13 protein-coding genes and 1 riboswitch are annotated in these 13,535 nt (G+C 57.5%); all 13 genes read right to left on the bottom strand.

Annotation, left to right across the window (positions count from 1 at the left end; translation table 11 throughout):
* Positions 1-20: 20 nt before the first annotated feature.
* The 13 genes from ACFQI7_RS18190 to ACFQI7_RS18250 all read right to left on the bottom strand — a co-directional run bounded on the left by ACFQI7_RS18190 (position 21) and on the right by ACFQI7_RS18250 (position 13,523).
* Positions 21-995, bottom strand: coding sequence for an RluA family pseudouridine synthase (locus tag ACFQI7_RS18190; RefSeq protein WP_218098247.1), 975 nt, complete (start codon positions 993-995; stop codon positions 21-23).
* Positions 992-1,561: a cob(I)yrinic acid a,c-diamide adenosyltransferase gene (locus tag ACFQI7_RS18195; protein WP_218098248.1), complete on the bottom strand. Its 570-nt coding sequence runs from the start codon at positions 1,559-1,561 to the stop codon at positions 992-994. Before ACFQI7_RS18195 ends, ACFQI7_RS18190 begins: the two co-directional genes overlap by 4 nt.
* Before the next feature lie 115 nt (positions 1,562-1,676).
* The gene (locus ACFQI7_RS18200) at positions 1,677-4,340 is read right to left on the bottom strand and encodes a cobyric acid synthase (RefSeq protein WP_218098249.1); all 2,664 of its coding nucleotides are present in this window, start codon (positions 4,338-4,340) and stop codon (positions 1,677-1,679) included.
* A gap of 24 nt (positions 4,341-4,364) precedes the next feature.
* A complete protein-coding gene (gene cobS, locus ACFQI7_RS18205) occupies positions 4,365-5,183 on the bottom strand; it encodes an adenosylcobinamide-GDP ribazoletransferase (protein ID WP_218098250.1) in 819 nt (272 codons plus the stop codon).
* A complete protein-coding gene (cbiB, locus tag ACFQI7_RS18210; RefSeq protein ID WP_218098251.1) occupies positions 5,162-6,145 on the bottom strand; it encodes an adenosylcobinamide-phosphate synthase CbiB in 984 nt (327 codons plus the stop codon). Before cbiB ends, cobS begins: the two co-directional genes overlap by 22 nt.
* A 27-nt stretch (positions 6,146-6,172) precedes the next feature.
* Positions 6,173-6,718: a bifunctional adenosylcobinamide kinase/adenosylcobinamide-phosphate guanylyltransferase gene (gene cobU, locus ACFQI7_RS18215; protein WP_218098252.1), complete on the bottom strand. Its 546-nt coding sequence runs from the start codon at positions 6,716-6,718 to the stop codon at positions 6,173-6,175.
* 111 nt (positions 6,719-6,829) lie between these two features.
* Positions 6,830-7,909: a nicotinate-nucleotide--dimethylbenzimidazole phosphoribosyltransferase gene (cobT, locus tag ACFQI7_RS18220; protein ID WP_218098370.1), complete on the bottom strand. Its 1,080-nt coding sequence runs from the start codon at positions 7,907-7,909 to the stop codon at positions 6,830-6,832.
* Complete coding sequence (locus tag ACFQI7_RS18225) at positions 7,909-8,697, bottom strand: ABC transporter ATP-binding protein (RefSeq protein ID WP_218098253.1); 789 nt, start codon at positions 8,695-8,697, stop codon at positions 7,909-7,911. Before ACFQI7_RS18225 ends, cobT begins: the two co-directional genes overlap by 1 nt.
* A gap of 44 nt (positions 8,698-8,741) precedes the next feature.
* Complete coding sequence (locus tag ACFQI7_RS18230; RefSeq protein ID WP_218098254.1) at positions 8,742-9,785, bottom strand: FecCD family ABC transporter permease; 1,044 nt, start codon at positions 9,783-9,785, stop codon at positions 8,742-8,744.
* Position 9,786: 1 nt separating this feature from the next.
* Positions 9,787-10,806, bottom strand: coding sequence for an ABC transporter substrate-binding protein (locus ACFQI7_RS18235; protein ID WP_230414793.1), 1,020 nt, complete (start codon positions 10,804-10,806; stop codon positions 9,787-9,789).
* 222 nt (positions 10,807-11,028) lie between these two features.
* Positions 11,029-11,234, bottom strand: a riboswitch (cobalamin riboswitch).
* 44 nt (positions 11,235-11,278) lie between these two features.
* Positions 11,279-11,800: a type 2 periplasmic-binding domain-containing protein gene (locus tag ACFQI7_RS18240; protein WP_218098255.1), complete on the bottom strand. Its 522-nt coding sequence runs from the start codon at positions 11,798-11,800 to the stop codon at positions 11,279-11,281.
* A 113-nt stretch (positions 11,801-11,913) separates the two neighbouring features.
* Positions 11,914-12,183, bottom strand: coding sequence for an aspartyl-phosphate phosphatase Spo0E family protein (locus tag ACFQI7_RS18245; protein WP_218098256.1), 270 nt, complete (start codon positions 12,181-12,183; stop codon positions 11,914-11,916).
* 140 nt (positions 12,184-12,323) lie between these two features.
* Complete coding sequence (locus ACFQI7_RS18250; RefSeq protein WP_218098257.1) at positions 12,324-13,523, bottom strand: aminotransferase class I/II-fold pyridoxal phosphate-dependent enzyme; 1,200 nt, start codon at positions 13,521-13,523, stop codon at positions 12,324-12,326.
* Positions 13,524-13,535: the final 12 nt, after the last annotated feature.

The raw sequence follows: 13,535 nt of genomic DNA on the forward strand, positions 1-13,535 counted from the left end.
GGAACACAGCGGATTTGCTCTTACACGTCCTGAGCGGCATCGTCATCTGGCGATTGCAGCCGTTGCGTGCATCGCCGCATATCTTCAGGAAGCGGCGCGCAAAACTCCATCCATTGTTTGCGGATCGGATGCGTCAGCCCCAGAACGATTGCATGCAGAGCATGACGCGACAGCCCGTAATCGGCCTCCAGATTCGCCTCAGAGACTGGCTCCCCGGCAGCTGTCGGATACAAGCCGTACAGCTTATCACCAATGAGCGGATGACCGAGATGCTTCATATGCACACGAATCTGGTGCGTACGTCCGGTTTCAAGCCATAAGCGCACCATCGTCGCTTCCGCGAACCGTCGCTCCACCCGGTAGTGGGTGATGGCGGAATAGCCTGCCGGGGTCACGATGCGGATGTGCGGCGATTCCGGGTCTCTGTCGATCGGCGCATCCACCGTACCTTCCTCTTCCGGCAAACGCCCGTGCACGAGGGCAATATACTCTTTTTTCAGCTGATGGGCCTGCATCTGCTCCGATATTTGCTGATGCACGTACGGATTTTTGGCAACCGCAATCGCTCCCGACGTTTCCTGATCGAGCCGGTGAACTGGACGAAAGCGGAACGACTCGCCTTTTTGCATCCAATAGTAAACGACTCCGTTGGCGAGCGTTTCCGTATAATGGCCGTGCGTCGGATGAACGATTCGTCCCGCTTCCTTATTCAGCACGAGCAGTTCTTCATCCTCATATAAAATGTCAAGATCCATCGGCTGCGGCAAGATATCGTCCGACGACTCCGCCTCCATCCGCACCGCAACCTGATCCCCAGCGCGCAGCTTGACATTGATATACTTACGCTCGCCGTTGACGGTGATCCCTTGCTCGGTTAATTTTAGACGGGACAGCAGCTTGCGGGAAATCATCAGCCTTTTTTGCAAAATCGTCCGCAGCAGAAAGCCGTCTTCCTCCGGTGGGACGATATATTCCAGCGGTTTGTAGTAGCTCATGACTTGCGTCTGAACACCTCGGCGCTGCGCGCGTACTCCACGTCAGGAAGCCCCGCTCGATGATTGGCTGTTCGGGCCACGGTAAAGAACAGATCGGACAGCCGGTTCAAATAACGGCGAACCTGTTCATTGATCGGCTGCGTGCGGGCCAAAGTCACGACCCTCCGCTCCGCTCTGCGGCATACGGTTCGGCATATATGTAGCGTGGAAGAAGCCAGATTCCCGCCAGGTAAAATAAATCGCTTAATGTCCGGCGTCTCGGCATCGTATTTGTCAATCCAAGTCTCGAGCCGGTCCACCATCTCCGCCGATACTTTATACGGCCTAAGCTCCTGCTTTAGCAGCGCCAAGTCCGACCCGCAGTCGAACAGTTCATGCTGAATTTCAAGCAAATCCGCCAGCAGATCGGCATCGCGCTCCGCGTCCAGAAATCCCATCGCCTGCCCTACATAGCAGTTCAGCTCGTCTACCGTCCCGTAGGCCTCGACCCGCACGTCGTCTTTATCGACGCGCCCGCCGATCACGCCGGTTTGGCCGGCGTCGCCTGTTCTCGTGTAAATTTTCATTCATGTCCCTCCCGATCTATAAATGAGCTATGATGTTGATCATCGTTATGGCGGCTTTCATGTCGGTTTGCCCGCATATATAATAAAACAGCTTCGTACCATGCCTATCGAACGGCTATGCCTCTATCATGGCATATAACCGCTGCAAATCCAAATGCGCTCTTACATGATCGGCAAGCCGGTCGAACGCGGCCTCCCGCCGTTCAAGGAACCGCAATTCCGCCGCCAGCGGGTCAAGTCCCTTGTCCAGCCGAATCCGGTTCAGCCATGACCGCCGGAAATCGTCGTTGTGCAAAATGCCGTGAAGATACGTGCCCCATATGCGGCCGTCATCGGTCGCCGCCCCTTCCGCCTGGCGACTGCCGTCTTCACGGACGATCTCAAACGGATGCCGCACCGGACGCATAAATTCGGTTTGGCCCATATGAATTTCGTAGCCTTGCACCGGCATCGTTTCGTCGCCATACAAGTTCGCCGTTCCTTCCGAACGTACGGTTTGCTTCTCGTGCGCGAATTCCGTCTGCGCCGGGAACAATCCGATCCCGCGCAGCTCCGGCTCATTCGACTCCACCAGTAGCGGATCGAGCAGCTTCTCCCCGAGCATTTGGTAGCCTGCGCAAATGCCCGCTACGAATCCCCCGTCGGCTGCGTACCGCGCCAGCATCCGGTCCAAACCGGCTTGACGAAGATAGAGCAGGTCGTCAACCGTATTTTTGCTGCCCGGTACGATGACCGCATCCGGAGAGCCGAATTCGTCTGCGCCGGTAACGAACCGCAGCCGCACGTCCGGTTCGAACGACAACGGGTCGATATCGGTGAAATTGGAAATGCGAGGCAAGCGGATCACGGCGATGTCGAGCATGTCCGGCTGCCATTCGTGCGAAGCGGACGTCTTCCCGCTCTCCGCCAGTCTGCGGTCGAGCGATGCGGAATCTTCGTCTTCGAGCCCGAGCTGCGGCAAATAAGGGATGACGCCAAGCACCGGTTTGCCCGTCCGCTGCTCGAGCCAGTCGATGCCCGGCTGCAGCAGCGTCACGTCTCCGCGAAACTTGTTAATCACAAACCCTTTGACCCGGGCCCGCTCCTCCGGCGTTAAAATGTCGAGCGTTCCGACAAGGGATGCGAACACGCCGCCCCGGTCAATGTCGGCGACGAGCAGCACAGGCGCGTCAGCCCAACCGGCCAGCCGCATGTTGACGATATCGCGGTCCTTCAAGTTCACTTCCGCGGGGCTGCCTGCGCCTTCGATCACTACAACATCGTAGTTCCGGCGCAGACGGGCAAGCGCATCTTTCACTACCGTCTCCGCTTCCGGCAAATACCGCTCCCGGTAAGCTCTGGCATCCAGGTCGCGGTAAGGTTTGCCGTGAACGACCACCTGCGATACCATATCCTTCTTCGGCTTGAGCAATATCGGATTCATGTCCGTCGTCGCGGCAATCCGGCACGCATCCGCCTGCATCCCCTGCGCTCGGCCGATCTCTTTGCCGTCCGGCGTCACATACGAGTTGAGCGACATATTTTGCGATTTGAACGGCGCAACCCGGTAGCCGTCCTGCAGCAAAATGCGGCATAGAGCGGCGGTAAGCAAGCTTTTTCCGACATCGGAGGCCGTTCCTTGCAGCATCAGCGTTGGTGCAAGCGTCCGCTTTTCGCCTAACGGCGAACCTTGTGCCTGCACCTTCACTCGCTCTCCCGCTCCGGTCAGCGCCGCGATCGAAGCCTCCAGACCTGCGACAAGCATCTCATTGTGCTCCCTCAGCTTGACCGCTATCCGGACATAGCTTTCGTCCAGCCCTTTGAATAGTGAGGCGTCGCGGATCAGGATGCCGCGCCGGCCCATCTCCGTTTGCAGCTCTTTGGCATTTAACCCGAAGGGCTTAAGTGAAAACAAAATAAAGTTCACTTCGCTGTCGTACACTTCAAGTCCGATCTCGCGCAGCCGGCCGATCAACCGGTCTTTTTCCTCCGACAGCCAGCGCAGCGTTTGCTCGGCGAACGCTGCTTCCTCGAGCACCGCCTCCCCGACCCACTGCGCCAAAGCATTGACGCTCCAGTGCACCTTAAACCGCTTCATGGCCCGAATCAGCTCGGGATGCGCGACCGCATAACCAAGACGGATGCCCGGAATGGAGAAAAATTTCGTCATCGACCGGATGACGATCAAGCTGCGGCTTCCCGCAGCGGCCGGAATCAGCGTAAGCGACTCCTCCCTGGTGGAGAAATCGAGAAACGCTTCGTCGACGATCGACGGAATATCGCCGGCGGCGAGACGCCGCACGACGGAATCCGGCAGCAATGTCCCGGTCGGATTATTCGGGTGGCCGAGAAATAACAGATCGCACCGGGCGGCTGCCGTCTCCAGCTCCGCTTCTTGGAGCACAAACCCGTTGTCCGGCAGCAGCGGAATATCCAGCACCCGTCCGCCGCTTTTCTCGACCGCTTCCTCGTACTCCAAAAAAGACGGTCGCACGAGCCCGGTCACTTTCGGCTGAAGCGCCCGAACGGCCAAATCGATCAGTTCTGCCGCGCCATTGCCGACAAGAATGCACTTCGGGTCAATCCCGTGCTTTCGAGCCAGCTTGCGGGTCAGCTCCCGTACCGCAGGATCGGGATACTGCGCCACCTCGCGCCACCGTTCGCGCATAATGCGACCGATCGCATCCGGCGGTCCGAGCGGATTCATATTCGAGCTGAAGTCGAGGAACTGCTCCTTCGGCAGGCCGAATGTCTCGGCAGCCGTCCATACATCTCCTCCATGTCCGTACCGTTCCAGCATTTCCTTTCCCCTCCCCCAAAACGTTCATCGCGATAACAACCAAAGAATCACTAGCAGCAGCAGCGTCTCGAGCAATTCATTCAAAGCCCCGTATGTATCTCCCGTAAGTCCGCCCAGCTTTCCGCTAATGTAACGGGCGATGAGCCAGCCCGCCACAAGCGCTACCATCCCGAAGATCGTAACCGTTGCGAGCCCGTATTCCGCCGCTGAAGATACAGATACCGTAAGCCACGACGCCGCAATGGCAACGACGGTTTGAAGCAGCAGCACCTTCCATCCGACGCCGCGAAACATGCCGCCCATGCCGCCGCCCTGCTCCGCTCTGGCGTAAGGCCAGCGAGATATGGCCGCGACCATGAACCAGCGGCTCCATATCGTAACAAGAGGAAGCAGCAGCAGCGCATCCGCGTCTAGCAGCTTTGTCATCAGCTCTAGCAGCAGCGACCACTTCAGCAGCAGCACAACGACGCATGCGATGACGCCCATCGCGCCGACACGGCTATCTTTCATGATTTCGAGCATCCGCTCCCGCGAGCGGTGGCTCAGGATGCCGTCGGCTGTATCCATTAGCCCGTCAAGATGCAGCGCTCCCGTCAGCGCAATCCAGACGCTCAGCAGCAGCGAAGCGGCAGGAAGCGCCGGAACGACCAGCATTAATAGCTTTCCGGCGCCGACAAGCAGCCACCCGAGGACGAGCCCGACAACCGGGTAGAACACGACGCTGCGACGAAACAGCGCATCGTCATAATGAAGCGCAATCGGCATCGGCAGCCGGGTCAAAAACTGGAAAGCGGCGATCAGCGCCGCTCCCCAAGCCTGTATTACAGCGACAGCAGCGCGCACAGCAGCAGTCCTCCCGCAACCGTGAAGCTGACCGTATACATCAGCCTCACGGTTCTCATAATATCTTCCCGCTCACGCTCGCGCAGCGGCCAGCCCATCCTTGCCCGTTCGCTGACGCGGCCGTGATACACATTCACGCCGCCGAGCTCGATGCCGAGCGCGCCGGCCACGGCGGACTCCGGAATGCCGCTGTTCGGGCTCGGGTGGAGCCCGGCGAAGCGCCGGATCGCGCCGAACGACCGGCTAGCGGACAGGGCCGGGGTAACCGAGGCGGCAAACACAAGCAAGAGGCCGGTTACTCTGGCTGGAATCCAGTTGAGCACATCGTCCCAACGGGCGGACGCCCAACCGAAGTCGATATATTTCTCATTCTTGTAGCCGACCATCGAATCGAGCGTGTTGGACGCGCGGTACAGCATGGCGAGCGGCGCGCCGCCGAGCAGCGCGTAACAAATCGGAGAGATGACGGCATCGACGATGTTTTCCGCCACCGTCTCCACGGCCGCCCGCGTAATCTCCGGCTCGTCCAGCTGCGTCGTGTCCCGCCCCACGATATAACCGACATATTTGCGGGCATCCATGAGCCGCTCTTCCCGCAGCGGCGTGTAGACCGCCACCGCCGCCTCGCGCAGCCCTTTCACGGCGATGGTCGTGGAAATAAACCATACGTTAGCGGCGTAACCGAAATACGGATGAACAGCAGAAGCAACCCCTACCGCAAACCAAATGACGCCGAATGCGGCGGTCACCGTGACTAGAGCGAGCAGCAGTCCCCGCCGGCGACGGCCAACTGCGGAATCCCGGTCCCGGTGCAGCAATCGCTTCTCCAATGCGCCGACCGCTCTGCCGATCCATATGACCGGATGCGTGTACCAACGCCAGTTCGGATCGCCGATCAGAAAGTCCAACACGATGGCTGCAAGCACCATCCATAGCGTCTCTTGTATCGAAAAGATTAACAAACCCGTTCCCCCGAACTTCGATCTACATTACAAGCGGAATGCCTGACTCTTCAGTTCCACCGGAATCCCAGCGGTGACAAGAAATACTTGATCCGCCGTCCGTGCCAGCTTCTGGTTCATGCGCCCGGACAAATCGCGAAAGATGCGTCCAAGCTTGTACTCCGGGACAAGGCCGTATCCGACTTCATTGGTCACGAGCACCACCGGACCCTCCATCGAACCGAACGCGTCAGCCAATTCATCGATCCGGTGCTCTATTAAACGTTCCGCATCTTGTTCGTGTTCGCAGCGCAGCAGCCAGTTCGACAGCCAGAGCGTCAAGCAATCGACCAGGACGACCGGTGCGTTCGCTGTGCGAAGCGTCTCCGCCAATGCATAAGGCTCCTCCGTCGTATCCCAGTGAAATCCCCGATTGCGCCGATTCTCGCGGTGCAGCTCGATGCGCGCTTCCATCTCCTCGTCAAACGCCTGCGCCGTAGCAATATATACGCCCCGGTCGCCAAGCCTTGCGGCATAAGCTTCCGCAAAGCCGCTTTTCCCGCTCCGGGCGCCGCCGGTTACGAGCACTTTCATGGAAATACCTCCCGTTTGGCCCAATCATGGTCCCAATTCGTTATGTGTACGATCGTCACGCTTCGACGCTATAACGCCAGCCAACGGCGGACGGGTCCGCTCAACCGCACTTTAGCCGTTTGTCGGCGCGCTGGCTCCGGATACGCCGGCATCGGCAAACGAAGCCATTTCCTTCATGATGCGAACGGCCGCCTCGATGAGCGGCAGCGTCAGCACGGCGCCGGTTCCTTCTCCAAGCCGCATATCCATGTGAAGCATCGGCGTCAGCCCAATTTCCTCAAGCAGCATCGCATGGCCTTGCTCCTGCGACAGATGCGAAGCGATCATGTACGAGGCGCTAAGCGGTGCCATTCGGCTTGCGACGAGAGCCGCCGCCGAAGAGATGAATCCGTCGACGACGACGGGAACCCGGTGGCGCGCCGCGCCGAGAATGACGCCGACAAGACCGGCGATTTCGAGGCCGCCGACTTTGGCGAGGACGTCCAGCGGATCAGCTTCGTCCGGCCGGTTAACCTCGATCGCACGGGCAATGACCGCTTGCTTGTGCAGCAGCCTCCGGTCGTCGATGCCCGTTCCGCGCCCTGCGGCGAGCGCCGCGTCCTTCCCGCCCAGAACGGCAAGTATCGCCGAACTCGGCGTCGTGTTGCCGATGCCCATCTCTCCGGTCGCGAGGAGGCCGTATCCCTGCCCGACAAGCTCCTCTACGAGCTGGACGCCGACCATAACGGCCTCTGCTGCTTCCTCCCGCGACATCGCCGGCCCCTTGGCCATATTGGCCGTTCCGAAGCGAACTTTGCGCGAATATAAGGCCGGATGCGACAGCTCGGCATTGACGCCAATGTCGACACAGATGACGTCCGTTTCCGTATGGCGCGACAGCACGTTGACGGCAGCGCCGCCGTTCAGGAAGTTCAAGACCATCTGCGGCGTAACTTCCGCAGGGAACGCGCTAACCCCTTCCTCGCACACGCCGTGATCGCCGGCCATCACAATAACGGCTTTGCGCCCGAGATCCGGCTTGATCTCCCGGCGAATGCCGGCAAGCTGCTTCGCCACTTCTTCCAGCCGTCCCAAGCTTCCCGGCGGCTTGGTCAATTGATCCAAATGAACGGATGCTTCCTCGACTTTCACCGAATCAATCGGCTCAATCGCTTGGACGTTATCCTTTAATGCCGTCTCCCACCTATGCATCAAACTTCCCCTCTCCCGAGCAAAATTTGCGGCGCGCCGCTGTCCGGATGCGCCATCACATAAGGACGCGTGCCGTACACGCGCTCCAGCAGCCCCGCTTCCATCACGTCTTCCGGTTTGCCGATTCCAACGATGTGCCCGCTGTGCAGCAGCATCAACCGGTCGCAATACTGCGCCGCCAAGTTCAAGTCATGCAGTACGGAGATGACGGTCAGCCCGCATTCCTGCTGCCACTTTCGAATCCGGTCCATCATGTCCACCTGGTACCCGATATCCAGAAACGTCGTCGGCTCATCGAGCAGCAGCAGCTTTGGCTCTTGCGCCATCGCCTTGCCAAGCGCTACCCGCTGCCGTTCCCCTCCGCTGAGCTCATCTACGGTCCGCCCTTCCAGCGGACGCAGCTTCAGCCAATCCAAAATATGCTCTACCAGCTGCGTGTCGGCCTCTCCCGATTCATTCCCGAGCCAGTTCTGGAACGGGTACCGTCCCATCTCGATCACCTCGCGGACCGTAAATCCGAGCGGCGGAAGCGCATCCTGGTGCAGCACAGCCAGCGACTTCGCGAGCGTTTTCCTGTGAATTCGCTGTACCGGCCGATCGTCCAGGCGGACTTGACCGGATGTCGGACGCTCCACCCCCGAGATCGTATGCAGCAATGTCGATTTGCCGCTGCCGTTCGGGCCGAGAATGCAGAACCATTCCCCCGGCTCTACACGAAAGCTGATATTGTCCAGCACTTGCCGGGAGCCGAACAATTTGTTCAGCTGCTCCACTTCGACTTTCACCAATCGCGCCCCCCTTTCACGTCGTTTCACCAATGCTCATGCCGTCATCAACCGGACGATGTCATCCCGCGCTTATTTCGGCGCAGCAAGTAGGCAAAAAACGGGGCGCCCATGAACGCCGTCACGATCCCGAGCGGAAGCTCCGTCGGGCTGAGCAGCGTGCGGGCAATCGTATCGGCCCACAGCACATAAATTGCGCCGCCGATCAACGAGAGCGGCAACAGCAGGCGATAATCCGGCCCGACCATCAGTCGGAGCAAATGCGGGATCAACAGACCGACGAAAGCAATCACGCCGGATACGGACACGGCGGCCGCCGTTATCAAGGTCGATACGAGCAGCACGATCAGCTTGGTCCGCTCGACGCCCACGCCAAGATGCGCCGCCTGCTTTTCCCCGAGCGCAAACAGGTTCATCGCCCGGCCGTACCCGAGCAAAATCGCGGCGCCGACCGCGAGGTAAGGCAGCAGCACAAGCGAATACGACCACCCGCGGAGCGCCAGGCTTCCCATCAGCCAAAAAATAATTTCGTTGATGACTTGCTTGGACATCGCCACCATCAGAGAGACGAGGGCGCCCAGAAAAGCCTGCATGACGACGCCGGACAAAATGACCGTCTCTATCCGCAGCTTGCCGTCGGTCCGCGCCAACAGAAGCACGGTTCCAAGCGAAAGCATGCCAGTAATAAAGGCAATGATCGGAACGGTCCATTGACCGAACAAAGCGTACTGCAGCCCAAACAAGATGAGAAAGGCGGCACCCACCGACGCTCCCGACGATACGCCGAGCGTATACGGATCTGCGAGCGGGTTGCGGAGCACGCCCTGAAAGGCCGCACCGGCAACCCCAAGCGCCGCACCTACCAGCATCCCGAGCGCAACGCGAGGCAGACGGACCCGCCAAATGATTTGCTCCGACGAAACATTCCAGTCGGCCGCGATCCAATCGCCGAGTCCGGGGACTGGATGCAGCATAATTTTCCAAACGTGAATCAATGGAATCGGCACCGCGCCGATGGACAAAGCCGCAGTTGCGGACAGCAAAAGCAGGGCGAATGATGCCCCGCCCCAAATCCACAGTTTCCGCTTCATGTTATTTCACCCGTTCCGGGTAAATTCCTTTGGCAAACTCTACGAGCGCCTCGGTAATCCTCGGGCCCGGCCGGCTCATCGTATCTTTGTCTACGCCTGCGAGCTTGTTCGTTTTTACCGCTTCGATCTTATGCCAGCCGCTGCGCTCGCGAATGATCTGATCGATCGTTTTTTTCGATTGGTCGTCGATCAAATTTTTCGGATACAAAATGACTTGCGGGTTCGCCGCAATAATTTTTTCTTCGCTGATCATCACGTAACCCTTCTCGCCAGATGCCACGTTCACACCGCCCGATACCGTGATCAGCTCGTCGATGAACTCGCCTTTTCCGACCGTCCATCCCGGAGAAAACTCGATAAATACTTTTTTCTTCTGCTCCGGCGTTAAGTCTTTGACGGCATCCGTCACCTTCTTGCGGTCCGCTTCCATCGAGGCGGCCAGCTTCTCGGCCTGTTCTTGGCGGTCAAAGATTTGACCCATCATACGAATATTGCTGATGACATCGTCGATCGTCTTCGGTTCCAACTTAAACAAGTTTACTTTCAGCCCGCGCAGTTTCTCCACGGCTGGCAATTGCATCGATACCCCGGTCACGACAAGATCGGCCCCGGAGGCGATCAGCGCCTCTTCGTTCGGCTTGACGATGCTCCCGAGCTTCGGCTTCGACTTCGCTTCCGCCGGATAATCGCAAAAATCGGATACGCCGACGACTTTATCGCCAAGGCCAAGCGCAAACAGCGTCTCCGTCTCCGCAGGAGAAACCGACGCGATGCGTTCGGGCGCCTTCGTAAATACGAATTCTTTCCCCGTCGCATCCTTGACCTTGAGCGGATACGCCGTCTTTTTGGCGGCATTCCCCGCCTGTGCATCGCCCCCGCTTGCTTTCGGAGGACTGACGAGTTCTCCTTGCCCTGGCAGCTTGTCCTTGCTTCCGCAGCCGACGATCGCCGCCGCAAGCGTGATCGATAGCGATACGACCGCAATCGACCGCTTCATCTTGCTCTTGCTATTTCCCCACATCCAACTCATCTCCCATAAGTACTCGAATGATAACGATCCGTACAGCTTCCGAGTCGAAGCCCTTTCGAAGTCAATCCTTCATTAAAAAAGCCCCCGGCTCCGCAAGTACGGCAGCAGGGGGCACTATAGTCACTTCGCTTGCGGCGACCGTTCACCGTAGATCATCGGTATGGCCGCAGCCGGCAGGCTGTGCATTCTGCTCCTTTTCCTCGAAAGGATACAACTTTATTTACCGTTCAGGCAGGTTTCCTGGCTCATGGATGACGGAATGTCCGCTGGGCTCCGCCTTCCCGTCCGTATGAACAGTGGCTTAGCGTGGAGCTTTGAATCCATTGACAGTGGCGGGACCGCGCCGGATTCGCACCGGCTTCCCTTTTAACCCGCAGCTTAACGTTTCAAGCCGGGGCACCCGAACAGCTCTATTCAATTTATCCGGGTCGTCCGCTTTCGCGTCCGTATCCCCCGGGCATGTTTATTTCTGCGCGATTTGCTTCATCACCTGTTTCGACTGTTCCATATTCGGCGCATTCGCAGGGATGAAGGCGTACAGGTCTTTGCCGTTAAAATTTAATTCCGTAAACCATTTCGTCTTGTCCATCGGAATGCCGTATAAATGCTTTTCCGACTTTCCGTTCTCCGTAATCTCCAGCACGCCATCGGGGAAATCTTCCGCTTTCGCCAGATCGTCCAGCGGAACATAGCCGCCTTGCTGTCCAAGCGCTTTGAACTGTTGCGTGGGAATAATGATAATGCCGTTCTCCGCTGCAGCGATCTCCACCATTAATTTCTCTGCCGAAAAGATCGGCGTCGTCAGCACTTTCACCGTCGGAGCCGTGCCGAGCTTGGATTGGAGCGACTGTCCCAGCTTATCCGCCACTTCATTAGGCACTCCGTTTGCGGACATTAAAAATATCGACACATCCGCCTTCGGCCCCCCGCCGCAGCCCGCCAGTACAAAAAGCAGCAGCAGAGCGATCAGCAATTTCCGTTTCATGAGGCCTCTCTGTCCCTTCTTCGCCGGCCGCTGTGACCCAGCTTTCTATTGCTTCATCTTACCATAAACAAGCTTCCGTTTTCAAAAAAGTTTATGACAAAAAAAGAAGCCGATTACGTTCGGCCTCTCTGGTTTTGATTCATGTATTCATTAATTTTTTTGTCAAGCTCCATGCTGATCTCGACGACCTGAGCAGATGTGAGGCTGTTGCCGCTTTGCACGAGTTTCTCCAGTTCGATACGCAGCCGGTAAATATCCTCTTCTAAAGATAATGCAGATGAGGCCTGTTTTTTTTCTCCAAAAAACCACTTAGCCTTTTGATCGTTCTCACGAATCCAGCCGAAATGCAAGTACCGGCGAAGTTGATATTCCGGAAAAGCCATTGTTCATCCCTCCCACTACATATCTTTAGTCCTATGTAAGAACAGTTCCATAAACTATAAATATATGAAACTTCTCTACTATAAAGATACCAGTTTTGGAATCGATTGAAAATGACTTATTTTGACGTTTGATGTCGAATTTACAGTTTTTGGATAAACTTTCCTATACGTTCGATCGCTTCCGTCAGCTGATTTACGGAATAGGCGTACGAACAACGCAAAAAGCCTTCGCCGCCCAGACCGAACACTTGACCCGGCACCGCTGCGACTTTAGCCTCAAACAGCAGCCGCTGCGCAAATTCTTCCGAACTAAGACCCGTCGACTGGATCGACGGGAACGCATAGAACGCACCCTGCGGCTCGTGGCACTCCAACCCGATCTGGCGGAATCCCTGCACGACCAAACGACGGCGCTGGTTATACGACTCGACCATCCGGTCTTTCTCTTCCATTCCGTTCTTGAGCGCCTCCAGCGCGGCGACCTGACCCATCGAAGGTGCGCACATCACCGTGTATTGATGAATTTTGAGCATAGCCGAGATTAGATCCCGGTGTCCGCAAGCGTAGCCCATACGCCAGCCGGTCATCGCGAACGCTTTGGAAAAGCCGCTCACCAGAATCGTTCTGTCACGCATGCCGGGCATCGCCGCGAAGCTGACATGCTTTTGTTCATACGTTAATTCGGCATAAATTTCATCGGAGATAACGATCAAATCGTTCTCTTCCACTACTTTGGCGATCGGCAGCCAGTCCTCGTAAGTCATGATGCCCCCGGTCGGATTGCTCGGGTAACAGAGGATAAGCAGCTTGGATCGCGGCGTAATGGCCGCCTTGAGCGACTCGGCCGTCAGCTTGAACTGGTCTTTGGCGAACGTTTCGATGCCGACGGGAATCCCGCCGCCGATCTTGGCGATCGGGTTGTAGGAAATGTAGCACGGCTCCGGAATCAAAATTTCGTCCCCTGGCGACACGAGCGCCCGCAGCGCCAAATCGATCGCCTCACTGCCTCCTACGGTGACGAGCACCTCATCGGATGGTTCATAAAGCAGTTGGAACGAATCGTACAAATATTCCGCAATCGCCTCCCGCAGCTCAGGCAATCCCGCATTCGGCGTATACTTCGTATTGCCGCGCTCCAGCGAATACACGCAAGCTTCGCGCACATGCCATGGCGTACTGAAATCCGGTTCACCGACGCCGAGGGAAATGATGTCTTTACTGCCGCTCACCAGATCAAAAAACTTCCGAATGCCCGAGGGCTCGATTTCGCGTACCAACGGCGCCAAATAACGGCTCATGGAAGTGTCTTTTTGCGCTTGATCCTGTTTATGCTCTATCATTGTTCCTCAGCG

It is taken from the genome of Paenibacillus allorhizosphaerae, from assembly GCF_042659105.1.
In the GTDB taxonomy this organism is placed as follows: Bacteria; Bacillota; Bacilli; order Paenibacillales; family NBRC-103111; genus Paenibacillus_G; species Paenibacillus_G allorhizosphaerae.

Excerpts from the sequence above, each read along its gene's own strand:
- ACFQI7_RS18190 (WP_218098247.1), bottom strand. The coding sequence starts at position 995 with ATGAGCTACTACAAACCGCTGGAATATATCGTCCCACCGGAGGAAGAC.
- ACFQI7_RS18195 (WP_218098248.1), bottom strand. The coding sequence starts at position 1,561 with ATGAAAATTTACACGAGAACAGGCGACGCCGGCCAAACCGGCGTGATC.
- ACFQI7_RS18200 (WP_218098249.1), bottom strand. The coding sequence starts at position 4,340 with ATGCTGGAACGGTACGGACATGGAGGAGATGTATGGACGGCTGCCGAG.
- cobU (WP_218098252.1), bottom strand. The coding sequence starts at position 6,718 with ATGAAAGTGCTCGTAACCGGCGGCGCCCGGAGCGGGAAAAGCGGCTTT.
- cobT (WP_218098370.1), bottom strand. The coding sequence starts at position 7,909 with ATGCATAGGTGGGAGACGGCATTAAAGGATAACGTCCAAGCGATTGAG.
- ACFQI7_RS18230 (WP_218098254.1), bottom strand. The coding sequence starts at position 9,785 with ATGAAGCGGAAACTGTGGATTTGGGGCGGGGCATCATTCGCCCTGCTT.
- ACFQI7_RS18235 (WP_230414793.1), bottom strand. The coding sequence starts at position 10,806 with ATGTGGGGAAATAGCAAGAGCAAGATGAAGCGGTCGATTGCGGTCGTA.
- ACFQI7_RS18240 (WP_218098255.1), bottom strand. The coding sequence starts at position 11,800 with ATGAAACGGAAATTGCTGATCGCTCTGCTGCTGCTTTTTGTACTGGCG.
- ACFQI7_RS18245 (WP_218098256.1), bottom strand. The coding sequence starts at position 12,183 with ATGGCTTTTCCGGAATATCAACTTCGCCGGTACTTGCATTTCGGCTGG.
- ACFQI7_RS18250 (WP_218098257.1), bottom strand. The coding sequence starts at position 13,523 with ATGATAGAGCATAAACAGGATCAAGCGCAAAAAGACACTTCCATGAGC.